The 26,858-nt window shown below is 39.3% G+C and carries 19 protein-coding genes and 2 tRNA genes; 13 read left to right on the plus strand and 8 right to left on the minus strand.

Going from position 1 to position 26,858, the window contains the following annotated elements:
• Nucleotides 1–4: 4 nt before the first annotated feature.
• From LCM02_RS09445 to LCM02_RS09455, 3 genes are read right to left on the minus strand one after another with little or no spacing between them, the layout of a single operon-like run.
• Nucleotides 5–1,813: a GNAT family N-acyltransferase gene (locus tag LCM02_RS09445; protein WP_224928605.1), complete on the minus strand. Its 1,809-nt coding sequence runs from the start codon at nucleotides 1,811–1,813 to the stop codon at nucleotides 5–7.
• A gap of 6 nt (nucleotides 1,814–1,819) precedes the next feature.
• Nucleotides 1,820–3,073, minus strand: coding sequence for an aspartate kinase (locus LCM02_RS09450; protein WP_224928608.1), 1,254 nt, complete (start codon nucleotides 3,071–3,073; stop codon nucleotides 1,820–1,822).
• A 26-nt stretch (nucleotides 3,074–3,099) separates the two neighbouring features.
• The gene (locus tag LCM02_RS09455) at nucleotides 3,100–3,579 is read right to left on the minus strand and encodes a GNAT family N-acetyltransferase (protein WP_224928613.1); all 480 of its coding nucleotides are present in this window, start codon (nucleotides 3,577–3,579) and stop codon (nucleotides 3,100–3,102) included.
• 64 nt (nucleotides 3,580–3,643) lie between these two features.
• On the opposite strand from LCM02_RS09455, the gene fbp reads away from it, so the two are divergent.
• The 9 genes from fbp to LCM02_RS09500 all read left to right on the plus strand — a co-directional run bounded on the left by fbp (nucleotide 3,644) and on the right by LCM02_RS09500 (nucleotide 12,823).
• The gene (gene fbp / locus LCM02_RS09460) at nucleotides 3,644–4,663 is read left to right on the plus strand and encodes a class 1 fructose-bisphosphatase (RefSeq protein ID WP_224928617.1); all 1,020 of its coding nucleotides are present in this window, start codon (nucleotides 3,644–3,646) and stop codon (nucleotides 4,661–4,663) included.
• A gap of 101 nt (nucleotides 4,664–4,764) precedes the next feature.
• Nucleotides 4,765–5,121 (plus strand): dihydroneopterin aldolase, encoded by a 357-nt coding sequence (gene folB, locus LCM02_RS09465; protein WP_224928621.1) that lies wholly within the window; start codon nucleotides 4,765–4,767, stop codon nucleotides 5,119–5,121.
• 8 nt (nucleotides 5,122–5,129) lie between these two features.
• Complete coding sequence (locus tag LCM02_RS09470; RefSeq protein ID WP_224928624.1) at nucleotides 5,130–5,858, plus strand: glycosyltransferase; 729 nt, start codon at nucleotides 5,130–5,132, stop codon at nucleotides 5,856–5,858.
• 2 nt (nucleotides 5,859–5,860) lie between these two features.
• Nucleotides 5,861–6,487, plus strand: a complete 627-nt coding sequence (locus tag LCM02_RS09475; RefSeq protein WP_224928627.1) for a lipid-A-disaccharide synthase N-terminal domain-containing protein — start codon at nucleotides 5,861–5,863, stop codon at nucleotides 6,485–6,487.
• The gene (locus LCM02_RS09480) at nucleotides 6,480–8,093 is read left to right on the plus strand and encodes an ArnT family glycosyltransferase (RefSeq protein ID WP_224928630.1); all 1,614 of its coding nucleotides are present in this window, start codon (nucleotides 6,480–6,482) and stop codon (nucleotides 8,091–8,093) included. Before LCM02_RS09475 ends, LCM02_RS09480 begins: the two co-directional genes overlap by 8 nt.
• 54 nt (nucleotides 8,094–8,147) lie before the next feature.
• A tRNA-Cys gene (locus LCM02_RS09485) sits at nucleotides 8,148–8,218 on the plus strand.
• 102 nt (nucleotides 8,219–8,320) lie between these two features.
• Nucleotides 8,321–9,181: an MBL fold metallo-hydrolase gene (locus LCM02_RS09490; RefSeq protein WP_224928635.1), complete on the plus strand. Its 861-nt coding sequence runs from the start codon at nucleotides 8,321–8,323 to the stop codon at nucleotides 9,179–9,181.
• 20 nt (nucleotides 9,182–9,201) lie between these two features.
• Entirely contained in the window at nucleotides 9,202–10,905 is a 1,704-nt protein-coding gene (locus tag LCM02_RS09495) for a S8 family peptidase (protein ID WP_224928638.1), read from the plus strand.
• Between the two features lie 76 nt (nucleotides 10,906–10,981).
• Nucleotides 10,982–12,823 (plus strand): M1 family metallopeptidase, encoded by a 1,842-nt coding sequence (locus tag LCM02_RS09500; protein WP_224928641.1) that lies wholly within the window; start codon nucleotides 10,982–10,984, stop codon nucleotides 12,821–12,823.
• 110 nt (nucleotides 12,824–12,933) lie between these two features.
• Here LCM02_RS09500 and infB read toward each other — a convergent pair whose 3' ends face one another.
• From infB to rimP, 3 genes are read right to left on the minus strand one after another with little or no spacing between them, the layout of a single operon-like run.
• A complete protein-coding gene (gene infB / locus LCM02_RS09505; protein ID WP_224928644.1) occupies nucleotides 12,934–15,699 on the minus strand; it encodes a translation initiation factor IF-2 in 2,766 nt (921 codons plus the stop codon).
• A 49-nt stretch (nucleotides 15,700–15,748) separates the two neighbouring features.
• Nucleotides 15,749–16,993 (minus strand): transcription termination factor NusA, encoded by a 1,245-nt coding sequence (gene nusA, locus LCM02_RS09510; protein ID WP_224928647.1) that lies wholly within the window; start codon nucleotides 16,991–16,993, stop codon nucleotides 15,749–15,751.
• Between the two features lie 12 nt (nucleotides 16,994–17,005).
• A complete protein-coding gene (rimP, locus tag LCM02_RS09515) occupies nucleotides 17,006–17,467 on the minus strand; it encodes a ribosome assembly cofactor RimP (RefSeq protein WP_224928650.1) in 462 nt (153 codons plus the stop codon).
• Nucleotides 17,468–17,624: 157 nt separating this feature from the next.
• On the opposite strand from rimP, the gene LCM02_RS09520 reads away from it, so the two are divergent.
• Entirely contained in the window at nucleotides 17,625–18,455 is an 831-nt protein-coding gene (locus tag LCM02_RS09520; protein WP_224928653.1) for a universal stress protein, read from the plus strand.
• Between the two features lie 2 nt (nucleotides 18,456–18,457).
• Here LCM02_RS09520 and LCM02_RS09525 read toward each other — a convergent pair whose 3' ends face one another.
• Nucleotides 18,458–19,666, minus strand: a complete 1,209-nt coding sequence (locus tag LCM02_RS09525; protein ID WP_224928657.1) for an acyloxyacyl hydrolase — start codon at nucleotides 19,664–19,666, stop codon at nucleotides 18,458–18,460.
• Nucleotides 19,667–19,885: 219 nt separating this feature from the next.
• On the opposite strand from LCM02_RS09525, the gene LCM02_RS09530 reads away from it, so the two are divergent.
• Both LCM02_RS09530 and LCM02_RS09535 read left to right on the plus strand, forming a co-directional pair.
• Nucleotides 19,886–22,066 carry a prolyl oligopeptidase family serine peptidase gene (locus LCM02_RS09530; RefSeq protein ID WP_224928660.1) on the plus strand — a complete coding sequence of 727 codons (2,181 nt, stop codon included), beginning with the start codon at nucleotides 19,886–19,888 and terminating at the stop codon, nucleotides 22,064–22,066.
• 518 nt (nucleotides 22,067–22,584) lie between these two features.
• Nucleotides 22,585–23,370, plus strand: a complete 786-nt coding sequence (locus tag LCM02_RS09535) for a bestrophin-like domain (RefSeq protein WP_224928663.1) — start codon at nucleotides 22,585–22,587, stop codon at nucleotides 23,368–23,370.
• 159 nt (nucleotides 23,371–23,529) lie between these two features.
• Here the strand turns inward: LCM02_RS09535 and LCM02_RS09540 are convergent.
• Nucleotides 23,530–23,600 (minus strand) — tRNA-Gln (locus LCM02_RS09540).
• Nucleotides 23,601–23,758: 158 nt separating this feature from the next.
• On the opposite strand from LCM02_RS09540, the gene LCM02_RS09545 reads away from it, so the two are divergent.
• Nucleotides 23,759–26,839, plus strand: a complete 3,081-nt coding sequence (locus LCM02_RS09545) for a glycosyltransferase family 117 protein (protein WP_224928666.1) — start codon at nucleotides 23,759–23,761, stop codon at nucleotides 26,837–26,839.
• The last annotated feature ends 19 nt before the right edge of the window (nucleotides 26,840–26,858 follow it).

Raw genomic sequence — 26,858 nt, forward strand, 5'->3', positions numbered from 1 at the left:
AAATTCAGCGAACCTCTTTCTCGTTGTTTAACTTTCGTTCCAGCTCGGCCTGAAACTCTTCCATTACAGGTTTTACCGTGCTATCCGGTATATCAGCGATCCGAATATACATCAACCCGTCGACCGCATTATTGAATTTTGGATCCACATTAAAAGCGATCAGTCTTGCGTTTTGTTTGACATATTTTTTCATCAGGACAGGAAGCCGCAAATCTCCTGGTTCAAGTTCGTCTATGATCTTGTCAAATTTGTTCATATCAGCTTTGGCCGAATCAAAAACAAAATCCTTATCGGCCACGTTCAGTTTGACTTTATATGCCTGTTTTGGATGAACATATTGAGCGATGAAAGGGTCGTAGTAATGAGACTTCATAAATTCGATCATCAGGGATTTTGAAAAATTGGAAAACTTGTTACTAATACTCACTCCTCCCATCAGATATTTATGCTCAGGGTATCTCAATGTTACATGAACAATCCCTTTCCACAATAAAAATAAAGGCATCGGCCTCTGCTGGTAGGATTTGATAATAAAAGCCCTTCCCATCTCAATGGTGGCCTCCATCATATCAAAGAGCTCCGTTTCAATCTTAAACAGTTCATTGACGTAAAACCCCTCAATTCCACGCTGCTTGAAAATCTCTTGCCCGAGTCCCATTCTGTATGCTCCCACCAGCTGTTTCTCATTGGCATCCCACAAAAACAAGTGTTTATAAAAACCATCAAACTGATCTAGATCAAGGGCTTTGTTGGTTCCTTCACCAACCTCTCTAAACGTAATTTCGCGAAGTCTTCCAATTTCCTTCAGGATATTTGGGATATCCACACTGTCGGCAAGATAGACCCTGTAGATTTTACTCGTGAACAACAAAGAGTCATTTTGATCCAAAACCTTCAATTCCTTCTCGATAAGAGAAGTGTCAATGGCGTCAATAATGGTCTTGGCCGGCTTGGGTATTTTAAAATTCTTTGAATTGATATAGGAAGACTGTTTTTCAAAAGGATTCGCCAGCATATAGGTCTTTCTCCTCAGGTAAAGATGAAAATCATCCAGTGTTTTAAAATCATTCTGCTCCTTAACAGTGATAGGTTTTCCAATTCTTACCTTGATCACCCTGTTCTTTTGTGTAAGGAGTTCAGAAGGCAGTTTAGCCGTGCGCATTGTATCGCTCAAACTCGATAGAAAGTAAAATAATTTACTGTTTTTCGCATGAAAATATATAGGGATAACAGGAACATTCGCCTTTTTTATAATCTTAATGGCTCCTTCTTCCCAGGGCTTGTCCACTACGAGCTTTCCATCTTTAAAGGTTGACACCTCGCCAGCCGGAAATATTCCCAAAGGAAATCCTTTGTTTATATGCAACAGAGCGTTCTTGATTCCCGCAACACTTGATTTTGCATCTTTATGATCTTCAAAGGGATTTACAGGCATCACGTATTTCTGCAATGGAACGATTCGGTGTAACAGAAAATTTGCTATGATCTTATAATCGGGCCTTTTGTCAACCAACAATTTTAAAAGTAAAATGCCGTCTATTCCACCAAGGGGATGATTGGATACCGTGATAAAAGCACCTTCCCTGGGAATCCTGGCCAGATCATCTTCCGGAATTTCAAAATCGATTTTAAAATCTTTTAAAATTCCATCAAGAAACTCAATATCCTGCTTTTCCCTGTGACGTGCATAAATCCGGTTCAACTTGGAAATCCTCAAGGTTTTCAATATCATCCATCCAAATATTGTCCCTATCCACCCGAACCTGTCAAGCTTCAAAACTGTTGCTATTTCTTTGGAATTGACCAGACTCATTCGTCTCTAAGCTTTAACTATTAATTGAACGGTTTCCCTGCTCCGTTGTTTCAACAAAAGATCTTTCCCTTTTTCAAGTTCATCTACTGCCTTTTCATCAAAATGCCTGACCGTATACAAAACAAGGTTCTTATTATACTTCACCTTATAACCTGGTTTCAAATTTTGAAGCAGCCTTTCAAAATTATTAAAATTATCCTCAATGCATAAGGAAAAACTCAAGGCTGAATTCTGTATTAAATTTACTTTTAATTTCAATTCGTGCAAAAGTCTAAAAATTTCACTGATATCATTCTCCATAACAAAATGGAATTCTTTATCCGAAATTGATACCAATATTTGATTTTTCTTGACAATATAGCATGAGGTTTTGGGTACAATATCCAATTCACTGCCTACAAATGTTCCTTTCGCTTTCGTATCGAGAAAGGACCTGACCCTTAAAGGAATTGATTTTCTCTGCAAGGGCTGCAGGGTTTTGGGATGAATAACGGAGGCCCCGTAAAAAGCCATTTCAATGGCTTCTTTGTAGGATATCTGTTCAATTAAGGTGGTATCATTGAATTCTCTGGGGTCTGCATTCAGAACACCGGGAACATCTTTAAAAATAGAAACCGATTCCGCCTCTAAACAATAGGCAAAAATTCCCGCTGTGTAATCAGAACCTTCTCTTCCTAAAGTGGTTGTTCGGCCGTAATTATCGCTTCCTATAAAACCCTGTGTGATTACTATCTCCTTACCCTGTATTTCGTTTTTAATAGCTCTTTCAGTGGTATCCCAATCCACTCTTGCCCTTCTGAAATCACTGTTGGTCTTTATACATTTTCTGACATCCAGCCATTTGTTGTTTATTCCACTTTGGTTCAGATAGGCACTGCATATGCGAGTTGAAAGCATCTCTCCTTTGCTTACAATCTGATCGTAAATATAATCGTAATCCGTAGAATTATTCCTGATAAGAAAATTTGACAAATCTGAAAATATCCCTTCAACAATTTCAAAAATGGAACCCTTCTGATCAAAATCAAGTTCGTCAATAATATCCAGATGAAAATTTCGTATCCTTTTCAGGTGCTCCTCAACGGTTTTGTCCTTATTCACAAAGGACTGTACAAGGCCTTCAAAGGCGTTCGTCATCTTTCCCATCGCTGAAATGACAATGACAAGGTCCTTCGCTTCAAGTTTCTCAAGAACCCTTTTAAAATTGCGTACACCAAGAGCGTCTTTTACCGATGCCCCCCCAAATTTGAATATTTCCATTGATATATTTTGATCCTGAATCTGATTCAGGCATTACTTACAAATTTGTTCAGAGATACTTCATTCATATGTACAACCTGCCATCCATCGACTATATGCGCACCTGTGGATCTATAAAAATCTATGGCAACCTTGTTCCAGTCCAGTACCTCCCAGGAAACTCTTTTAAAGTTTCTTAAATGCGCATACTCCATTACTTTTGCATATAATGCTTTTCCAACTCCCTTCCCTCTGTAGGCTTCATTTACGATCAGGTCTTCAAGGTGGAGTGACCGTCCCTTCCAGGTTGAATAACGTTCATAAAATAGTGCCATGCCAACTACCTTCCCTTGTATTTCTGCTATAAAAACTCTAAAAGAAGGATTTGGTCCAAAACCATCTCTTTGCAGTTCTTCCACACTGACTTCAACAGCTTCACTCTCTTTCTCAAAAGTTGCCAGCTCTTTTATAAGTTCCAGAACAGCGGGCATATCAGATTTTTTTCCCTCCCTCAATAATATCTCCATATTTTCGTTTTAAAGTATACAAAAATAACCATATTTGTATAGTAACCCCCTAAACCAAGATAAAATGCATAAGACTAAAACCCTTGGAGAGTATATCATTGATAATCAGAATGATTTTCAATATTCATCGGGCGAACTTTCGAGATTGCTTAGCTCTATAAAACTTGCGAGTAAGGTTGTTAACCACGAAGTTAACAAAGCCGGCCTTGTAGATATTCTTGGGGCCGCGGGTGATACTAACATCCAGGGAGAGGATCAGCAGAAACTGGATGTATATGCCAACGATGTTTTTATGAAAACACTCATCAATCGTGAAATTATTTGCGGTATTGCCAGCGAGGAAGAAGATGATTTTGTAGTCATAGAAGGAAAAAACAGATCACATGATAATAAATACGTAGTGCTCATTGACCCTCTAGATGGATCTTCGAATATTGATGTTAACGTATCGGTGGGAACCATATTTTCTATCTACAGAAGGGTGACTCCTATTGGAACCCCGGTAACCAAGGAAGATTTTCTTCAGCCTGGTAATTTACAGGTAGCAGCCGGATACGTTGTATACGGTACTTCTACCATGCTTGTTTATACAACGGGATGTGGTGTTAACGGCTTTACACTGAATCCTGCCATGGGAACTTATTACCTGTCTCATCCCAATATGAAATTTCCTGAAGATGGAAGTATCTATTCCATTAACGAAGGTTATTATGTCCATTTCCCACAAGGCGTAAAGGATTATCTGAAATATTGTCAGGAGGAAAAAGGAAACAGGCCCTATTCAGCCAGGTACATCGGATCCCTGGTCTCGGACTTCCATCGTAATATGATCAAGGGAGGTATCTATATGTATCCTACGAGTTCCAAATCGCCTCAGGGTAAACTGAGATTACTCTACGAGTGTAACCCTATCGCATTTCTTGCAGAACAGGCAGGAGGGAAAGCGACAGATGGCTACAAAAGAATTCTGGAAATCAAGCCCTCTGAACTGCATCAGCGTGTACCTATTTTCGTGGGAAGTAAAAAAATGGTCGACAAAGTTGAGGAGTTTATGGCTAAATATCCCGAGAATGGCAACTATTAATCGTTATTTATGCATTGATTCTTAAACCTGACCTTCTGCTTTTTAATTAAATATGGCCCCCATGAATATGGAATAAGTATATTTGCAAAAATTTCTGCATTTTGGGGACGATCAAAGTTAGTAATATCAGAGTGTATGCCTACCATGGATGTTTGGTGGAAGAAGGTAAAATTGGCTCAGATTACAGAATAGACCTTTCTGTAAAGGCAAACCTGCAACCCTCATCAAAATCAGATCAACTTGCAGATACTGTTGATTATGTTCATCTTAACACGATTGTAAAAGAAGAAATGGCAGTGCGGACAAAATTACTTGAAACAGTTGCCAGCCTTATTCTTGATCGTATCTTACTCGAGATTCCTTTGGTAAAAAAAGCCAAAATTAAGGTGTCCAAGCTCAACCCTCCCATTGGAGGTAACGTAGAAATGGTATCAATAATCATGGAGAGAAAGCGTTGAGATTGTAAATGAAAAAATCACTTAACATTATTGTACCCATATTCAATGAAGAAGATAATCTTTCCAGGCTGGGCGAGGAACTTTCTTCTTTTCTCGATATCTCTCTGGCAAAGACCACAGTTCTTTTGGTCAATGATGGTTCCACCGATAAAAGTCAGGCTGAAATACGCTCAATCTGCGATAAAGACGACAGATTCTCATATCTTAGCTTTGAAGAAAACAGAGGCCTAAGCGCAGCACTGAAAGCGGGATTTGACCATTCCGAAACTGACCTGATAGGATATATTGATTCGGACCTTCAAACCGCTCCGGAAGATTTTAATTTGTTGCTGGCAGAAATTGAAAATTATGACCTGGTAACCGGGGTCAGATCTGACAGGAAAGATTCATTCGTTAAAAACATGTCTTCTACGATTGCCAATGGAATCAGAAGATCTTTTACACATGACGGAATGGATGATACAGGTTGCCCGTTAAAGATCATTAAAACCGATTATGCCAAAAGAATACCTATGTTTAAAGGCTTGCATCGGTTCTTACCTGCTATGATCCTGCTACAGGATGGAAAAATAAAACAGGTTCCGGTGAGACATTTTCCGCGTATTGCGGGTGAAGCCAAGTACCACTTATGGAACCGATTGTTTGGCCCTCTTGCCGATTGCTTTGCCTATCTTTGGATGAAACGAAAATATATCAATTATAAAATAGCAGATTCGTCTGCAAAGATAAAGCAATAAATATGAGTGACTGGCTCATTTATAGTTTGGGGTTTTCAGCCCAGATTCTGTTTTCATCAAGACTGATCATTCAATGGATACAATCGGAAAAGGTAAAAAAAGTAATTACCCCCCTCATATTCTGGCAACTTAGCCTGCTTGCCTCTTTTCTTTTGTTTGTATATGGTTGGTTTCGTGATGATTTTGCCATCATGCTGGGACAGGTGATCACCTATTTTGTCTATATCAGAAACTTGCAGTTAAATGGTTTTTGGAAAAAGCTGCCTCTTTTTTTAAGAGGATTTCTGTTCTTGGCACCATTTCTGATCTTGTGGTACTCTTTTAATAATAATCAGATTGACGTTGAAAGAGTCTTTAAGAATGAAAATATCCCCTGGTGGCTTATCGTTTTGGGAAGTGTCGCCCAGGTCATTTTTAACCTGAGGTTCATTTATCAGTGGATCTATTCAGAGAAAAGAAAAGAATCCGTTCTTCCTTTAGGTTTCTGGTTCCTGAGTGTTACCGGATCATCACTGATCATTATTTATGCTGTTTTAAGAAGGGATCCGGTATTATTTGTTGGTCATCTTTTTGGTACTGTTGTTTATATTCGTAACATCTATTTAATGAAAAGTTCAAAATATGAATAATAGGCGATACCTCATATTTCTTGCCCTCGCATGCCTTTGTATATTCTTCCCTCATTTGGGATTGATTGAAGTGAATATCATGGAAGCAAGAAATTTTATAACGGCCAGGGAAATGCTTGAAAATGGAAACTGGATCCATACCACCATGAACCTTGAACCGAGGTATGAAAAACCACCTTTACCTACCTGGCTGACCGCCCTGTCAGGAGCTGCCTTTGGCATAACAAATCACTTTGCCCTGAGATTACCTGCGGCTTTGGCATCTGTTTTTCTTGTATTCACTTTTTACTTTTTCGCTGACCGTTTATTGAAGAAAAAAAAACAGGCTTTTATTGCATCGCTTATCCTGGCAAGTTCTTTTTATATTGTTTTTTCCGGCCGAAACGGACAATGGGACATTTTTGCCCATAGTTTTATGACCTTTGCAATCTTTCAATTGTATCTGGCCTTTCAATCGGAAACAAAAGCCTGGAAGAACTGGATCCTGGCAGGTGTATTTCTGGGGTTCTCCTTTATGAGTAAGGGGCCTGTTTCCTTATTTGCCTTGTTGCTTCCATTTCTAATATCTTATGGAATCGTATTCAAATACAGAAACTTCAAACAGAAAATAAGCCCTTTGATGATCTTCTTGGTTGTCTTTGCTCTTGTTGGATTAAGCTGGGGCTTATACATTTATGTAACTGATCTAAGCACAGCTGAAACTATTGCAAACAAAGAGGCTAACTCCTGGGCCAATAGAAGTGTAAAACCATTTTATCACTATTGGAGCTTTTTCGTACAGTCGGGAATCTGGACTTTTTTCTCATTTCTTGCCCTTTTGTATCCCTTGATGATCAAAAGAGTGGAAAACAAAAAAGCCTATCTGTTTTCCCTGTCCTGGACTCTTGCCTCCGTAATTTTGCTTTCCATGGTCCCCGAAAAGAAAGAACGTTACTTACTTCCCGTGCTGATACCAATGGCACTCACTACGAGTTTCTACCTGAACTATCTCATAAAATACGCCAAACAATTGCCTAAACTGGATATCTATCTTTCCCGGTTCGGGTTCGGCCTGATTGCTTTGATCGGACTGGCCGCACCTATTGGTATCTATATTGTTTTTAATGGGGATTTCGGTAATCACTTTGCATATTTCGCTCTTGTTTCGATAAGTCTTTTATCATTGGGGATATTGATTCTAAAATGGTTGCGCTCAGAAAATTATGAATACTGTTTTTATGGTGTAATATACTTCATTTGCTCCATCATATTATTTGCTTTTCCACTGGTTGAGTTGAGTTATAACAATGATGAATTCAAAAACGCCTCTACGCTCAGGGAAATAAAAGAAACCCGTGATCTTGAGATCTATTCCATGGACCCTATTCTTGCTCCTGAAATCATTTATGATCTTGGCGAACCCATCAAAAGAGTGCGCTTCATAAAGGATTTACCGGAAAAGGGAAGTTTTACCTTTATGACCTATGATACAATACCCGATTCACTTCAGACCAGATTTAATGCGAATTTTGTGACCCGTTTTGACATAAACAACTGGAAAAAAAATGGTGGCAGGCATGAAATAAGAAACACCTCAAATGTTTTTGTTCTCGAAAAGAAACATTAAAGTCTCAATTACATTGCAATCAATATTTTTTTAATTAAATTTGCATCCGTTTTTGGCGTCATGGCCGAGTGGCTAGGCAGGGCTCTGCAAAAGCTCGTACAGCGGTTCGAATCCGCTTGACGCCTCTTAAAACCTCATTTCTAAAGTATTTGGAATGAGGTTTTTTTATTTATTTAACAATTATTTACCCCTTTTTTTTGCATATTTGCAATTCTTATAAATTGCTCATGCAGATTTACCCGATTGAAACCGGAAATTTCAAGTTAGACGGAGGCGCAATGTTTGGTGTTGTCCCCAAAGTGATATGGCAAAAAACCAATCCCGCCGACAGCAACAACCTGATTGATATGAGCCTTCGCTGTATGCTGATTGAAGATGGTGACCAGCTTATACTTATAGACAACGGAACAGGTGACAAACAGAGTGAAAAATTCTTTAGTTATTACTTTCCTTTTGGGGATGCCAATCTTGACAGCTCACTTGGAAATCTTGGCTATCACAGGGATGAGATAACTGATGTTTTTCTTACCCATTTACATTTTGACCATTGTGGTGGCAGCATAAAATGGAACAAGGACCGAACGGGTTATGAACCGGCGTTTAAAAATGCCAGATATTGGAGCAATAAGAACCACTGGGACTGGGCGGTAAATCCAAACCCCAGAGAAAAGGCCTCTTTTCTCAAAGAGAATATTAGTCCAATTGAGGAAAGCGGGCAATTAAATTTTGTTCCATTGCCGGAAAAGAATCTTTTAACTGACGGGCCACTTGGTTTTGACATCCTTTTCGCAGATGGGCATACTGAAAAGCAAATGATCCCTCATATAGAGTATCAGGGTAAAAAATTGATCTTTATGGCAGACCTGCTGCCTACTGTAGGTCATATTCCTCTACCCTATGTCATGAGTTATGACGTACGTCCGCTGATCACTATGACCGAAAAGGAAAAGTTTCTTAACAAAGCTGCTGATGAGGGTTATTACCTGTTTTTGGAGCATGATGCACAACATGAAATTTGTACTTTGAAACACACTGAAAAGGGAGTTAGATTAGATCAGACCTTCCGATTTAATGATATATTTAATTGATAAAATTCAAATTTGAAATGATGAATAATAGATTGTTACTGGGCTTAGGGTTAGCCATCGTTCTTTCCGGATGTAGTTCGACAAAAAACCTACATAGTGTTGCAGTACCCGAAGGGTCTGAGGTTGCTGTAAGCATCCCTGCAAAAAAGGGTGAAATGTCTGAAGATGAAATCAGGGCCTGGCCGCATGCCGATCTAAAGACGGATTCGATTCCCGGAATGAGCCTTGAAAAAGCCTATGAATTTTTGAGCGATAAAAAAGGAACAACCGTGATCCTGGGTGTAATTGACTCTGGAATTGACAAGGACCACGAAGACCTTAAAGACAATATCTGGACCAATACAGATGAAATTGCAGGTAATGGAAAAGATGATGACAACAATGGATACGTAGATGATGTTCACGGCTGGAATTTTCTTGGTGGTAAAGGTGAATCTACCCCGGAACAACTGGAGGTAACTCGTATTTACAAAATGCTTGGTGCCAAATATGAAGGTAAAACAAGAGATGATATGAATGCTTCTGAAATGGACGGATTCAATTATTATCAAAAAGTTAAAAAAGACTATGAAAAAAGAATTAAAGACGTTAATGATAAAGTTGATGAATCAAATCAGAAACGTGAATATTTACAGAAGTTAAATATGTATATCACAGATGCGCACAATACAGCATCGGAAAAACTGAATAAAACTGATTATAATCTTGATGAATTAAAATCCATTGATGAATTCGAAGGAACTTCGGTTTTGGTAAAAATTCTGGAAACCGGAGAAACACCTGATATAGTTTTGTCTCAGATCAAGTTTGAAATGGATTATGAAAAAAGAAAGCTTGATTATTATTCTCCACAGGCTGAAACAATGTACAATCCAGATTTTAATGGAAGGGTTACGGGTGATGATGCCTATGACATCAAAGATGTACCTTACGGGAATGGATTTACAGTAGGCTCCCTTGAAGACGAAATGCATGGAACACATGTTACCGGAATTGCCATGGCAACAAGAAATAATGGCACTGGAATGAACGGAGTTGCTCAAAACGTTAAACTTTTATCCGTGAGATCGGTTCCTGATGGAGATGAATACGATAAAGATGTGGCCCTTGCCATTCGATATGCCGTTGACAACGGCGCAAAGGTAGTGAACATGAGTTTTGGTAAAAGTTATTCTCCCAATGCCGAATGGGTGTACGATGCCATAAAATATGCTGCCAGTAAAGACGTATTATTAGTGCATGCCGCGGGTAATGACCACAAAAATATTGACAAAAGCGACAACTTCCCAACGGATGCTCCTGACAAAGTGAATGAAATTGCAGACAATGTAATTACCATAGGTGCAATGACCAGAAATTACAATGAAGATCTGGTAGCCAGCTTTTCAAACTATGGAAAATTGAATGTGGACCTGTTCGCTCCGGGACTTGAGATCTATTCAACGATTCCAAAAAATGAGTACAAATCGATTCAGGGAACCTCAATGGCAGCACCTGAAGTTGCCGGAGTTGCTTGTTTAATTCGATCCTACTATCCTGAACTTTCTGCGAGCCAGGTAAAACACATTTTGATGAATTCCGGAACAAAGGTAGACCTGGAGGTAAAACTGCCAGGTGGAGAAGGAGAAATGGTGCCTTTTAGTGACTTATCCGTATCGGGAAGAGTGTTAAATGCTTACAACGCTTTAAAAATGGCAGATTCCATGGTGAACGGAAACAAATAATTAGAGATTAATTCAAACTTGAAAGCTACAAATGACCTCCGATCTTTTGTAGCTTTCTTATAAGTACCCATTAACAATGAAAAAACAAATTCTTTTATTTTTCACAATTCTTTTTTTGACAAACGCATTTGGCCAGAGAGAACATTACTGGCAACAGCATGCTGATTATACCATGGACATCGATGTTGATGCTGAAAAATTCCAGTTTAAAGGAAGGCAAAAGCTGATCTACACGAATAATTCTCCGGATGAATTACATAAGGTTTTTTATCACCTTCAATTCAATGCCTTTCAACCTGGCAGTGATATGGACATCCGGTTACAAAGCATTCCTGATCCTGATTCAAGAATGTCCATCAATGAAGGCACCAGGGAGAATCCCGATTACAAGAGTAGAATTGCCGCTTTAGGGCCCGATGAGATAGGGTATCAAAAAATACAATCGCTGTTGCAGGATGGTAAAGAGGTTGATTATGAAGTTTCAGGTACAATTCTAATTGTAAACTTGAACCAGCCTCTTCAACCGGGATCAAAAACCACCCTTGAGATGAACTTCGATGGGCAGGTTCCGGTTCATATCAGGAGGGCAGGAAGAAACAATCAGGATGGAGTGGCATTGAGTATGGCCCAGTGGTATCCTAAACTTGCAGAGTACGATGTAGACGGATGGCAGCTGGACCAGTACATAGCTCGCGAATTTCACGGCGTATGGGGGGATTTTGATGTGACCATACACATCGACAAAGACTACGTTATTGGGGGTACAGGTTATTTACAAAATCCTCAGGAAGTGGGCCACGGTTACGAAGACCCGGCAAAAAAATTAAATCTACCCAAAGGAAAAAAACTCAGCTGGCATTTTGTGGCCCCAAGGGTCCATGATTTTACCTGGGCCGCCGACCCGGATTATATTCATGAAAAGGTTTTGGGAGAGAATGACGTAGAACTCCATTTCTTCTACAAAAATGACAAACCGGAAGTCGTTGAAAATTGGGAAAAATTACCTGAAAAAACCCAGAAGATCTTGAGTTATTTCAATAAACATATCGGAAAATATCCATACAAACAATACTCTGTCATTCAAGGAGGAGACGGAGGCATGGAATATGCCATGTGTACTTTGATTGCAGGAGGAAAAAACTTTGGAAGCCTGGTGGGAACAACGGCCCATGAATTTGCTCACAGCTGGTTTCAGTTCCTGCTCGCCACCAATGAACTAAAGTATTATTGGATGGATGAAGGGTTTACACAGTATATTTCGGCCTCATGCATGAACGAGGTTATGGATCAGAAAAAGGAACTGCCCAATTCAAATTCCTACAACGGCTATTTCTATCTGGTTAAAAATGGTAAACAGGAGCCTTTAACCACCCTGGCAGATCATTTTGATTCTAATTTTGTTTACGGCATTTCAGCATACAGCAAAGGAAGCATCTTTCTTTCTCAGCTGGGTTATATCATAGGAAAGGAAAATTTAGACAAGACACTTCTAAAATATTATGACGACTATAAATTCACTCATCCCACTCCAACCGATTTTAAACGAACTGCCGAAAAAATTTCAGGCATACAGCTGGAATGGTACATAAATTACTGGATTAATTCAACAAAGGTCATAGACTACGCTGTTGATTCTTTAGAAGATAACAGTATCACCTTAAAAAGAATTGGTTCTATGCCCATGCCATTGGACGTGCATGTAGTTTATGAAGATGGCAGTACGGAGGACTTTAACATTCCGTTACGTAAGATGTATGGTCATAAACCAACTGAGGCCAAGGTACTGGAGAGCTGGCCATGGGTAAAGGAAACATATGTATTCAAAACAGACAAAAAAGCCGTAGAAGTAAAAATTGACCCGAAAAATCTGATGGCCGATGTGAACAGGGAGAATAATCAAGTTAAAAAGACTGAGTAAACCTGAGAAATCAAGAAAGTTAATCAGAAACTGAAACTCAGGTTTCTATGAATAAGTATCAAAAAAAATCCCGATCATATGATCGGGATTTTTTCTTTTATAATGTGGTTTTACTTCAGTTTTTTCTTCACTTCCACTTCCTGGAAAGCTTCAATCACGTCATCCACCATAATATCGTTATAGTTCTTGATCTGCATACCACAATCGTATCCCTTGGATACCTCCTTTACATCGTCCTTAAATCGTTTAAGAGAACTCAGCTCACCGGTAAAGATCACAACATTGTCTCGAATCAACCTGATCTTGGAGCTCCTGTAAATCTTTCCTTCCTGAACCATACAACCTGCAATGGTACCTACCTTGGAAATCTTATACGTTTCCCTGATCTCTGCACTACCTGTAATCTCTTCCACAATATCCGGTGACAGCATTCCTTCCATGGCATCTTTAACATCATCAATAACCTTGTAAATAATTGAGTAGTTACGGATATCAATTTCTTCTTTTTCGGCAAGCTGCCTTGCATTGGCTGAAGGCCTTACATTAAATCCGATAATAATCGCTTCAGAGGCCGAAGCCAGCAATACGTCAGATTCAGTAATGGCACCAACCCCCTTGTGAATGATATTCACCTGAATTTCTTCTGTAGACAGTTTCTGCAGCGAATCTGTTAGTGCTTCAACCGAACCGTCCACGTCACCTTTCAGAATAATATTCAGCTCCTTGAATCCTCCAAGTGCTATCCTTCTTCCGATTTCATCAAGAGTGATATGCCTTTGTGTTCTGACAGATTGTTCACGACTCAATTGAGATCTTTTTGCTGCAATTTGTTTCGCCTCCCTCTCATCTTCGTACACTTTAAACTTGTCTCCCGCCTGAGGAGCTCCGTCAAGACCAAGAATCGAAACCGGTCTGGAAGGGCCAGCTTCCTTTATGTTTTTTCCTCTTTCATCCTGTAAAGCTTTTACTTTACCCGAATGATGTCCCGCCAGGATGTAATCTCCAACGCGAAGGGTTCCTGCATCCACCAAAACTGTGGCTACATACCCTTTTCCTTTATCCAGATAAGCTTCAACTACCGAGCCACTGGCCAATTTATTTGGATTAGCTTTTAATTCAAGTAATTCCGCTTCCAGAAGGATCTTCTCTAAAAGTTCCTGAATTCCGATTCCTTTTAAGGCAGATACGTCATGTGACTGTATTTTACCTCCCCAGTCTTCAACCAGAAGGTTCATCTGAGCCAGTTCTTCTTTCACCTTGTCCGGATTAGCATCAGGCTTATCAATTTTATTAATTGCAAACACGATGGGCACTCCAGCTGCCTGCGCATGGCTTATCGCTTCCTTGGTCTGAGGCATTATGGCATCATCCGCAGAAATAACGATCACCGCAATATCGGTTACCTGAGTTCCTCTGGCACGCATCGCTGTAAAGGCTTCGTGACCCGGAGTATCAAGGAATGTAATCTTTTGACCATCTTCAAGTTCAACCGCATAGGCACCAATATGTTGGGTAATTCCTCCCGATTCTCCGGCAATTACATTTGCCTTTCTGATATAATCAAGTAAAGAGGTTTTACCATGGTCGACATGACCCATGACAGTTACAATCGGAGCCCTTGGTTTCAGGTCTTCCGGTCTGTCCTCTTCTTCCTCAACAGTCTCTTCAACTTCAGCATCTACAAACTCAACTTTATATCCAAATTCTTCTGCTACAATTGTGAGCGTTTCCGCATCCAGTCTCTGGTTCATAGAAATCATCATTCCCAGTGACATACAGGCTGAAATCACCTCAGTTACAGATACATTCATCATTGTCGCAACCTCATTTGCAGTCACAAATTCGGTTACCTTGATTACTTTACTTTCAGCTTCCTGTTGTTCCAGGTCTTTTTCTGCCTGCTGACGGTGAAGATCTCTTTTCTCTCTTCTGTATTTCGCTCCTTTTCCTTTTTTGGATTTCCCCTGAAGCTTTTCAAGGGTTTCTCTTACCTGTTTTTGGACCTCTTCGGCAGATGGTTCCTCTTTTACAACAGGTTTCCTGCCAGAGCCTCTTTGGCCTCCTTTTCCTCCAGACTGGCCTCTTCCTGATTGGCCAAAATCACTTCGTTGAACGTGAATTCTTTTACGCTTCTTTTTGGTCTTGCCAGAATCAGTGGGAGCTTCTTTCTTTTCAGCAGGTTTCTTTTTCGGCCTTTCGAACTTGGAAAGATCTATGGTTTCACCCGTCTTTTTAGGTCCGGACAGCTTTTGATATTCGGTCTTCAGGGTTTGTGTTGGTTCTTGTGCAACCTCTTCTGATTTTGCTTCTCCCTCCTTAGCGGCAGGTTCTTCCGCCTTTTTCTCTACCTCCTTTTTCGTTTCTTCAACGGCGGGAGCCTCCTTGGATTCTACCTCTATCTTACCTACCTGTTTTAAGCCTTTGAGCTTCTTGGAACCTTTGATCACTTCCTCAACCGGAGCCTCCTCTTTAGGTTCTTCGACAACTTTGGCCTCTTCCTTGGGAGCCGGAGCCGGATCGATATCGATCTTTCCAACCATTTTTGGGCCGGATATTCTTTCAGAATCCGTCTTAAAGATCTCCGCTCGTTTAGCTTCCTCCTGAAGACGTTTTAACTCGGCTTCTTTTTCAAGCGCTAACCGGATCTCTTCCTTTTCTTTTCTTTTTTCTTCTCCAATTTCCTTTGAGGCTACTTTCTTACTCTTATCCGTCTGGAATTCATCAGACAGAATTGTATAAACCTCCTGAGAGATCTTAGCCGTAGGACGATGATCAATATCAATCCCCTTGTTGGCCAGAAACTCCACGGCTCTGTCAAGAGAAATATTCAGTTCTCGTAAAACTTTATTAAATCTTTGTGGTTTATAGTCTGTCATAAATTAATTTAAGGTGAACCTCTTTTTTTCTATTGCAAAATAAAAAATATTATGATTCGAATTCTTCTTTCAATATTCTTTGTACTTCAAGAATGGTTTCTTCTTCAAGATCAGTCCTTTTTACCAATTCACTGACCTCAAGATCCAAGACGCTTCTTGCCGTATCAAGACCTATACTTTTAAACTCATTGATTACCCATTCTTCTATTTCATCAGAGAATTCGATCAATTCAACATCATCTTCCACACCCTCTCTCTGAACGTCAATTTCGTAACCTGTCAATTGACTCGCAAGCCGAATATTCACACCGCCTTTTCCAATTGCTTTTGAAACTTCTTCAGGTTTAAGAAAAACATCAACTCTTGGCTTCTCTTCTTCAACGGCTTCATGGATCTTTAAAGAAACCACTTTAGCCGGGCTCAAAGCTCTTTTAATAAACTGCTCATCGATCTTGGTATAGTTCACCACATCGATATTCTCATTACCCAACTCTCTTACAATTCCGTGAATCCTTGAACCCTTCATACCAACACAGGCTCCAACAGGATCAATTCTGTCATCATAGGAATCCACTGCAATTTTTGCCTTTTCACCAGGAATTCTTGCAACTCTTTCAATGGTGATCAATCCATCAAACACCTCAGGGATCTCCTGTTCAAATAATTTTACCAAAAATTCAGGAGCTGTCCTGGATAGTATAATTGCCGGCTTGTTGCCTCTAAGTTCAACATTCTTTATGATCCCGCGCACAGACTCACCTTTACGGAAAAAATCCGAACGAATCTGTTCGCTTTTAGGAAGAACAAGCTCATTTCCGTTGTCATCAAGTAAAATCACAGCATTGTGCCTTACATGATGTACTTCGGCAGAATAAAGTTCTCCTTCAAGTTCCTTGTAATGTTTAAAAATATTCGTATTGTCATGCTCATGTATCTTTGAGATCAGGTTTTGACGCAGTGCCAAAATCGATCTCCTTCCCAGATCAACCAGCTTAACCTCCTCAGACACCTCTTCTCCTACTTCAAAATCAGGTTCAATCTTTTGAGCATCTGAAAGAGAAATCTCCTCATTGTCGTCTTCAACTTCTCCATTCTCAACCACGATTCGGTTTCTCCAGATTTCAAGGTCACCCTTATCCGGGTTAATAATTATATCAAAATTTTCGTCAGATCCGAATTTTCTCTTAAGAGCAGATCTAAAAACCTCTTCAAGAATTGCCATTAAGGTAACCCTGTCTATACTCTTTTCATCCTTGAATTCTGAAAATGATTCAATTAATGCGATATTTTCCATTACATGTTCTTGTTAAAAAATAATCTTCACTTTTGCTTCCTTTATTTCACTCAGTGGCAAGAATTTTTCTTTTTCCACCGTTATTTTTCCTTTTCCAATTGGTTTAGGCTCTCTTGCCTTCCAAAAAAGTCGTATCCCTTCTTCTGATACCTCTGTCAATTTACCTTCAAAAATCTCATTATCGGTTTTCACCTTAAGAGTCCTTCCGATATTTTTATTGAATTGTCGATTGTTTGTAAGCGGGTCCGTAATGCTTGGAGTTGTAACCTCCAGCGAAAAGTCCTCTGCTTCCCGATCCAGATTATGTTCCACATGCCTGCTTATTCTGATGCATTCACTTAAAGGAACACCTGTATCACCATCAACCACAACCTTTATACTTCTGTCAGCTCCGAAATTCAAATCAAGTAAAAACAATGCCTCATTCTCAGCAACAGCTTCATCAACCAATTTTCTAACTAAATTCTCATCCATTTGACCGGTATAAAAAGAGGGGACTATTTGTCCCCTCCAACTCATTATCGTCGTAAATTTCGCTGCAAATATAGCAATTCCTTTGATACTGACAAAAATCAGCGGCTTATTCAATGAAAATTTATTAACTTTAACTTATTAACCAAAAAATAATGTTATGAAACGAATATTAGTTCCTGTAGATTTTTCAAAAGAAGCCGAAAGCGCAGCAAAGGTCGCTGCCAGTATTGCCCGCAAAACAGACAGTGAAATTTTTCTTGTTCATATGCTGGAATTGCCTGTCACTACTATTGATCCGGCCGAAATGAACACTATTAGCAGCGAACCTCAGATCATCTACTTTATGAAGCTGGCGCATGAGAAGTTTGAAAAATTTAAACAGCTTCCTTTTTTTAAGGGGCTTCGTGTTGTGGAAACAATTCAGTTTCAGCATGCTTTTTCCGGAATAATTAGTGAAAGTGAGAAAAACAAAATCGACCTTATCGTAATGGGTTCTCAGGGTGCTTCAGGTCTGCAGGAGATGTTTATTGGATCCAATACTGAAAAAGTGGTCAGAAGGTCCAAAGTTCCGGTATTGGTAATAAAAGAAGGCGTTGATAAATTTGAGGTTAACGATATGATATTTGCTTCAGACTTTAATAAAGAAAGTAAAAGTACCTTCCAAAGCGTTGTTGAGTTTGCGGAACTTTTTGGAGCCAAAATTCATTTGCTTTACATAAATACCATTCATAACTTTAATACAACCAAGAATATCGAGTCAAAAATGGCTCATTTTATGGAAGATTTTGATTTTGACAATTTTTCCACAAAAATTTACAATGACATTTCTATTGAAAAAGGCATCTTAAGTTATGCAAGGGACATAGATGCAGATTTAATTGCCCTGAACACACACGGAAGAAGTGGATTGTCCCGGTTGTTCAATGGAAGTATCGGTCAGGAATTAGCCAACCACGCCTTGAGGCCAGTAATCACATTCAGGCTCTGACATTACCATTTAAAGGGTGTAAACCCTATTCCAAACTCAACCCAGTCTGCTCTTGAGGTGTTTTTTGTTTTAATGGCAAGCTGGGTGAAAAGCCATTTATTGATATCATATCGAAAGGCGGCCCTCAGGTATGAAGGTGTCTTTCCCTTATCATCGGAAAGGTATGCTCCGGCCTGTAATCTTGCGGCAAACCTTCCAAACATAAAGTCATACCCAATATGTGCCCCGTAAAGCCATTGATCAGAAGGTTCAGGGTATTCCGGCTCCAGGCTTCCGTCATAGAAAAAATCAAATCCTGCCGTTATCGCGTGCATACTATTGAATTTGTAACGATAGTCAAGTACTCCGGAAAAGATTCCATATCTTTTGCTCGTCCCTTTGTCTTCTTCGTTTTGAACGGTTCCGGCAGCCAGCACCATCTCAACGGAACTCTCTCTTAATTTTTTAGGCTCACTGCTTTCGGGCCTTTCAAATCGGGCCTGAAGAATCTCCTTAGTGTAAACATCATTGTTTAACTTCCTTTGATCCACATTATAGTAGTATCGAAGGCCAAGATTAATACCGTACATATTGAATCCGTAATTGGGAGTGGTCATTCTTCCATTAGAAAAATGCGTAAAATCAATTCCGTACAGCAAATCTACCTCTCTGGTCATTTTATAAGCCCCGCCAAAATAGAGATTAAAGTAAACGGCAAAGGGAGATCCAATGGCATCATTTTCCGGGTTACTAACCGGATCATAGGGCTCCAGGTTGTAGGTCAGTCCCAGGCCCAGACCTATTTCGAGTTCATTCTTTTTCCCAGGGTAACTCAGGGGAAAATTTACAAATCCAAAAACTGCATTCGGTTTTCCTAAAACCGAAGGATTTCCCACAAAACCTGAATAGTAACCGATTCCGTAAGTGGCATGCCCATAACGGCTTGTCCAGTGATCCGGATTCGTGTTTTGCCAACCATATCTCACTTCGATCGCACCATACCCCTGATTCACGGATTCATTCAACAATTCCCCCGCATACAAATGGTATCCGGTATGGCCTTTGACTTCAATATACCGAAATCTGCCAAAATTTTTGACATCCTTTACATCTTCAAAGTTAATGGTATCACTTTGCGCATAAACATCGATAAAAAAGCCTGACAGAAGAAATAGGAACAATGCAATTGTTGAGAATGTTGGGGGGTGCAATTTCAGCAATCTTGAAGTCATTTTGACGTTTTAAAGGGCTGCAAATTAAAGATTAATATCTTAAAAGAAAAAATCCTTTTTACCCAAAGCTTGAAAAATAATTCGTCCCATTCGAACATGAATTCAGGCCATTCGTCCCTAAGTGTTTTATTCTTCAAAGAGAAAAAACTAAATTCCATTTTTACAGGGATCTCTTACTCAGTGAATTCCATAAAAACCTTAATTGATAAAATTACAATCATGAAAACCAAACTCTTACTATTGTTTACCGGATTAGGACTTTTCCTTAACGCTCAACAACCTGTTGCAGAAATCAAAACGGTTACGGACGAATATTACGGTCACAAAATTGAAGATCCATATCGATATATGGAAAACCTGGAAGATGCAAAAGTTGCTGACTGGTTCCAAAAACAAGGAGAATACACACGAAATGTACTGGATAATATCAACGGCAGAAAAGAACTCCTTAAAGCCTATAAAGAATATGACAGCAGGATGAAATTTAACGTCTACAATCTCAATATCACTAAAAACGATTATTATTTTTATTTGAAGTCGACCCCTGATGATGATACTGGCAAATTATTTTGCCGCAAGGGATTCGACGGTGAGGAACAATTATTATTCGACCCACATAATTACAAAAAGGATTCGGGACAGAAGTATTCAATCAATCAGATTTCCCCAACTGAAGACGGAAGTCTGGTAAGCTTCACAGTATCCCCAAACGGAAGCGAAAGTTCAGAAATCCTGATCATGGAACGGGTAAATAAAAAAATAATGGAAGAAAAAATAGATAGATGCTGGTTCCCGTCGGTGTCATGGCTTCCCGGGAACAAAAGCTTCATATACAATCGTCTAAATTCAGCAGACATTCATGATCATGAAAGAGAACTGAACTCTAAGGTATTCTATCATCAACTGGGAACTGATCCCAAGGAGGATATTGAGGTTTTTTCCAATCAGACAAATCCTGAACTGGATATACTCCCGAAAGAGTTTCCACTCATGTTTTACGACAACGATGCCAAAACCTTTTTTGCCGGTGCTTTTACTGTAGAAAACAGCCTTCGTCTTTTTATTGCCGACTTTGTCAATTTACCCGCTGAGAAACCAAAGTGGAGAACCCTGACAGAACGCATTGACAAGATCGAAGACTTTTATGTCAATTCTTCAAATATTTATTTCAAATCAAGTAAAAACGCCCCGAATTACAAGATTTTAAGAGTGGACCTGAAAGACCCTGATGTTGAAAAGGCTAAGGTTGTGGTAAAAGAAAATATGAATGAGGTTATAAAGGCTTTTACTCTCACAAAGAATGCGATGTATTACACAACCTCAAAAAATGGGGTTGAGGCAAAGGTATACAGAAAAGAATATAATAGCTCAAAATCCGTTTCACTAAGCTTACCTTTTAAAGCCGGCAATGCAAATCTTCGTTCCAAAACTGTTAATCACAAGGAGGTATGGGTCACCCTGAATGGCTGGACAAAAGATTACACGCGTTATCGCTACGATGAAAATTCAAATGAATTTAAAGATGAAACCCTTTCTTCAAAAGGTGAATTTCCGGAATTTGAAGATCTCGTTGTCAAAGAAGTTATGGTGGAATCTCATGACGGTGTAAAAGTTCCCCTTTCGATCATTCATCAAAAAGATACCCAATTTGATGGTAACAACCCTCTGTTTCTTATGGGTTATGGAGCCTACGGCGCAACAATAAATCCATTCTTTTATCCTATGTACCTGGAATGGACCAACAAGGGGGGCGTAATGGCCGTTGCTCATGTAAGAGGAGGAGGAGCTTTGGGTGAAGCCTGGTACAAAGCCGGATATAAAACCACAAAACCCAATACCTGGAAGGATTTAATAGCCTGTACCGAATACCTTCATAAAAACAAATACAGCAGCCCGAACAGAACAATGATTCAAGGAGGAAGTGCCGGAGGAATTTTAGTGGGAAGGGCAATGACCTCGAGACCGGATCTTTTTGGTGTTGTACTCCCTCAGGTAGGTTGCATGAACACACTTAGAGTGGAATTTAGCCCAAACGGACCCGTGAATACCCCTGAATTCGGGACCGTCGAAATGGAAGAAGAATTTCTGGCCCTTAAAGAAATGGACTCCTATCATCATCTGGAGGATGGAGTCAAATATCCGGCCACGCTCATCACCGCTGGAATGAATGACCCGCGAGTTATAGCCTGGCAACCCGGGAAATTTGCTGCAAGACTTCAAGCCGCCAATGCCTCAGATGAACCCATACTTTTTAGAGTCGATTATGAGTCAGGACACGGTCAAGGCGATTCCAAGTCAAAAAGATTTGAAAAAATGGCTGATAATTTCAGTTTTTCGCTCTGGCAATTAGGTCATGAAGACTTTCAGTCCATACGACAGAAACCTGCCACAATAGACTAATGTCTTTTTTGGCCATGGAGGATATCCTGTTAATAAAAAACTCTCCGGAAATGGGAGAGTTTTTATAATTTTTTATCAGCCAACAAACCGGTTAGCCATTCCTATGTCACCTTTTCATAGTTCTAAAACTGTTGTCTTTAGAAAATCAGGATCTGTAATTTTTCAAAAATTCTTCTTGAGTCAAGGTAGGTTTTAAGTTTCTAGACTTAAAATGCTCCAGATAAATTTTATAACTTCTTCGAGCGAAACTAGTAATTCGTTGGTTAGAATTTATTTCATCATTGTATATTGAATCCATAACATAAGCTTTAGAGGGGATTAACTTTTCTTAGAGCCTAAAAATCAAGGCGGTATTCAATAATACAAAAATTATTTTAAGTTGCCAAAATATTGACTTGTTCAATGTTTCATCTCAAAACAAAAGAATAAAATATAAACCAATATTATTTCGAAAAAGGCCATTTGGTTCAACCGCGAATTTTTATTTTTATATTTAACAATACAATGAATTCTTGAATATGGAAATTTTACTCGAACTACCATTTTTAATGGGGCTACTAATTACGATTTTAACTATTTCGATCGCAGGTATACTGATGGTTTTTCTGTCCAAACGATTCATCGTAAAGAAGATCACCAAACAGCATGAAAGGATAGGCCGACTGCTTTTTAGAGTATCGGCTGGCTTAATTGCATTACTTCTTTCATTAAGTTATGCAAATGAAAATGTACGGTATACTAAAATCCTGGATTCAATGGAAGAAGAAGCATCTATCTTGGCCAATGTGAGCATGAGGCTGAGTCAATTTGAAACCGCTGAATCCAAAACTGCTCTGAGAAAAATAATGAAATATGTAGACTTAACCATCAACGATGACTGGAAGAAAATTGAGTCCGATCCATTTTTTTCTGAGATGATTCAGTCTTTGGTAGAAGCAAATAATATTATTGCCAATATACCTGCGACCAGTGAAAAACAGGAGATTGAAAAGAATATAATTTTCAATGACCTGAATAAAATTATAAAATTGACTCAGGTCAGAGTATATTCACAACGTGCTTCTACTCCTCAATTAGTCTATATCTTATTACTTGGATTAACGTTTATGTGGATATTTTTCGCTGTGTATCGCATAGATTTTGTATCGATGTTGTTTCTTACTTTATATAACATTTTAATTGCCGTATTGATCTATTTTGTTTTTTCAATGAGCAATCCATTTATTGGCCCCTTAAAGGTAAAAGCAGATTCCTTTATTATTCTCAAGACAAAGGGTTTTGATGTTTATTTCGATGATAAATAGGCTTTTTCAAATGATTCATTTTCTCATGGATCAATACATAAGTAATAGATGAACTAAATTTTTTAAAACAATTCCAAATAAAGAAGAATCGCGACCCGAAGAAAGGTCCAAAACAAAAAAACTCCCCAATTTCTTGGAGAGTTTGTCTAATCTTGTCAGTTGACCCACAAGGATTCGAACCTTGACTGACGGTACCAAAAACCGGAGTGCTACCGTTACACTATGGGTCAATATTTCAGTGCCTGATCTAATTTGATTAAGCAGGCGCAAATTTAAAACAAACTTTTTGTTTGGCAAAAGGGTTTTTTTGATTTTTTTTTGCTGCTCCACAAAATCAAACCCGTTAATATTTAATTTACTAAATTCGCCTCAGTTTTAAATTGTGTCTATGCTGTCTTTTGATTATAAAAAATTCAACACCATTCTGGGTTGGTTAACCTTCGCAATCGCATTAATCACTTATACTTTAACACTCGAACCTACTGTGAGCTACTGGGATTGTGGAGAGTACATTGCTACTTCGGTCAAATTAGAAGTCGGACACCCTCCAGGGGCACCGCTCTTCCAGATGATGGGGGCATTTTTTGCGATCTTTACAGGCGATGTTACTAAAATTGCCATGCTGGTTAATTTTATGTCTGCCCTCGCAAGTGCATTTACAATCTTATTCCTGTTCTGGACCATAACGGCACTTGCCAAAAAAGTGGTTGAAAAAACTTCCGGAGAAATAAGCAAAGGAGCTTCCATAGCTATCCTTGGAAGCGGTTTGGTAGGCGCCTTAGCCTATACTTTTTCAGATAGCTTCTGGTTCAGCGCTGTTGAAGCAGAGGTTTATGCCATGTCATCCTTTTTAATGGCACTTCTTTTCTGGCTCGCTATTCACTGGGAGGCAGAAATGGACAAACCAAGAGGCAACAAATGGCTGTTGCTTATAAGTTTTATCGTAGGATTATCTTTTGGGGTCCACATCCTGTCATTACTGGTAATTCCTTCAATTGTCTTTATCTATATCTATAAGCGATATCCACAACTTAATACAACGCAGTTTATTCTGGCCAATATCGTATCGATTCTGGTTCTGGCTTTTGTCTTTAAATTGTTGTTCCCATTTACACTGAGGTTTTTCAGTGCCTCTGAATTATTCTTTATCAACACCCTGGGAATGCCTTTTAATTCAGGAAGCATTATTGCGGGGATCCTGTTAATAGCATTGTTTTATTTCGGATTAAAGCATACCCGGAAAAAGAAGCTGTATACAGCCAATCTGTTATTGTTGTCCGTCCTGTTCATCATGATAGGTTTTTCCTCATGGCTGATGTTACCTATTCGGGCAAATGCCAATACCACGATTAATGAAAACAACCCTTCCAGTGCTCGAGAACTTCTGGCCTATTACAATAGAGAACAGTATGGAGATGCCAACGTCTTTTACGGGTCTTATTATTCCAATTCAGGTGAAAGAGATAAAAGTAATCCATACAGGGACGCCAAGCCCAAATATGAGAAAGATGAAAAGGCCGGAAAGTATGTGATCGTAAATAATTACAAGGACGCTCTTCCAAACTATAGCAGTAAGCACAAAGGTATCATACCAAGGATGGTCGACCCTACGGCCTCGGTAGTTCAGAATTACAAGGCGATTGCCGGAATACCTCAAAGATCAAAAAGAAGGCCCACTTTTGGGGAAAATATCAGTTTTATGATCACTTATCAGTTCGGATATATGTATGGCAGGTATTTTATGTGGAACTTTACCGGCCGGCAGGATGATATTCAGGGAAATCTGGACAATCACGGAAACTGGTTAAGCGGAATTGATTTTATTGATGAACTGAGGTTGGGTTCACAAAAGAACCTTCCCAGTGAAGTTACAGAAAATAAAGGTCGAAACAAATACTATTTCCTCCCTTTGATACTTGGAATTATAGGGCTGCTCTTTCATTTAAAAAGGGACATGAACAATTTTTACATCCTGCTGTTGTTCTTTGCTTTTACCGGACTGGCCATAATTTTCTATACAAATCCCAAGCCTTTTGAACCTCGAGAAAGAGATTACGCCGTCGTGGGATCCTTTTATGTTTTCGCCATCTGGATCGGTTTTGGTGTCCTGGCCCTTTATGAAAAGCTCAAAACAAAAGTAACCAGTTCCCTGTTGCCTGCAGTCCTGACTCTTGTATGTCTTTTGGCCGTGCCTGTTCTGATGGCCAAAGAAAACTGGGATGATCATGACAGGTCTGGAAAATATACCACCTGGAACAATGCAAAATCATATCTTGACTCGTGTCAGGAAAATGCCATTATGTTTACCATTGGCGACAATGATACTTTCCCGTTGTGGTACATGCAGGAAGTTGAAGATTACAGGACGGATATTAAACTGATTAATACCAGTTTATTTGCAAAGGACTGGTACATTGACCAGCAAAAAAGAAAAACCTACAAGGCAGACCCCATTCCTTCTCAACTGACTCATGATGACTACAAGGAAGGGTCACTGGATGTGGCTTATTACTATCCTTATGCTTTTCCGCAGTTCAAGGATTCCATTGTGGATATTAAGTTTTTTATGCGCTGGATCCAAAGTAAGGATAAGCGCACTTATATTGACTTTGAAGAAAATGGCCATCCTGAGAAAGTCTATCCAACAACCAAACTGAGATTAATGGTAGACAAGGAAGCGGTACTCAAAAACGGGATCGTGGCTGAAAAAGACTCAGCCCTGATAGAACCCTATATCGATATAGAGATCTCTGAATCCGCTTTGATCAAAAACCGCATACTTATGCTGGATATACTGGCTAACAACAACTGGGAAAAACCGCTTTATTTTACGGGTGGGGCCCAGGCGGCTGAAGAATATATCTGGCTAAAAGATTATCTCCAGTTAGATGGTCTCGCCTATAAATTTGTTCCAATTAAAACACCTATTTCAAACAGAAGTTTTATGGATATGGGACGCATAGATACAGATGTGATGTATGAGAACGTGAAAAAATGGTCCTGGAAAAACTCCAATGGTGATATCTACTTTGATCCTGAGACCAGGAAAAACGGGATTTCATTCAGAAACAGCCTGGGAAGGCTGGCCGACGAACTCATCAAGGAAAAGAAATTTGAAAAAGCCGAGGAAATTCTTGATATGTCCCTGGATAAAATGCCCATGAAATCTTATGGATATTTTAGATTGGTGATTGGTCATATTGAATCCTATTACTCTATTGACAAACCTGAAAAAGCACGAAAGATCGTTGAATTTTTAATTGAAAACTTCAAAGAACGGATTGTGTATTATTCTGGGCTGAGTTCTTACGAACTGTCACAAAACTTTGGTGACCTGGAGGGGACACTGGATTTGTACAAATACATTATAGCGACTTGTGTGGAATTTGATTCAGAGGAGTATTCGACTCAGTTAAAAGATGACTTTATGACCTCTGTGACCCTGCTTGAGGAAGTCCTTGAGGAGTAGTTTTTTTAGTTGAAGTATT

This window comes from Lutimonas saemankumensis, from assembly GCF_020171465.1.
In the GTDB taxonomy this organism is placed as follows: domain Bacteria; phylum Bacteroidota; class Bacteroidia; order Flavobacteriales; family Flavobacteriaceae; genus Lutimonas; species Lutimonas saemankumensis.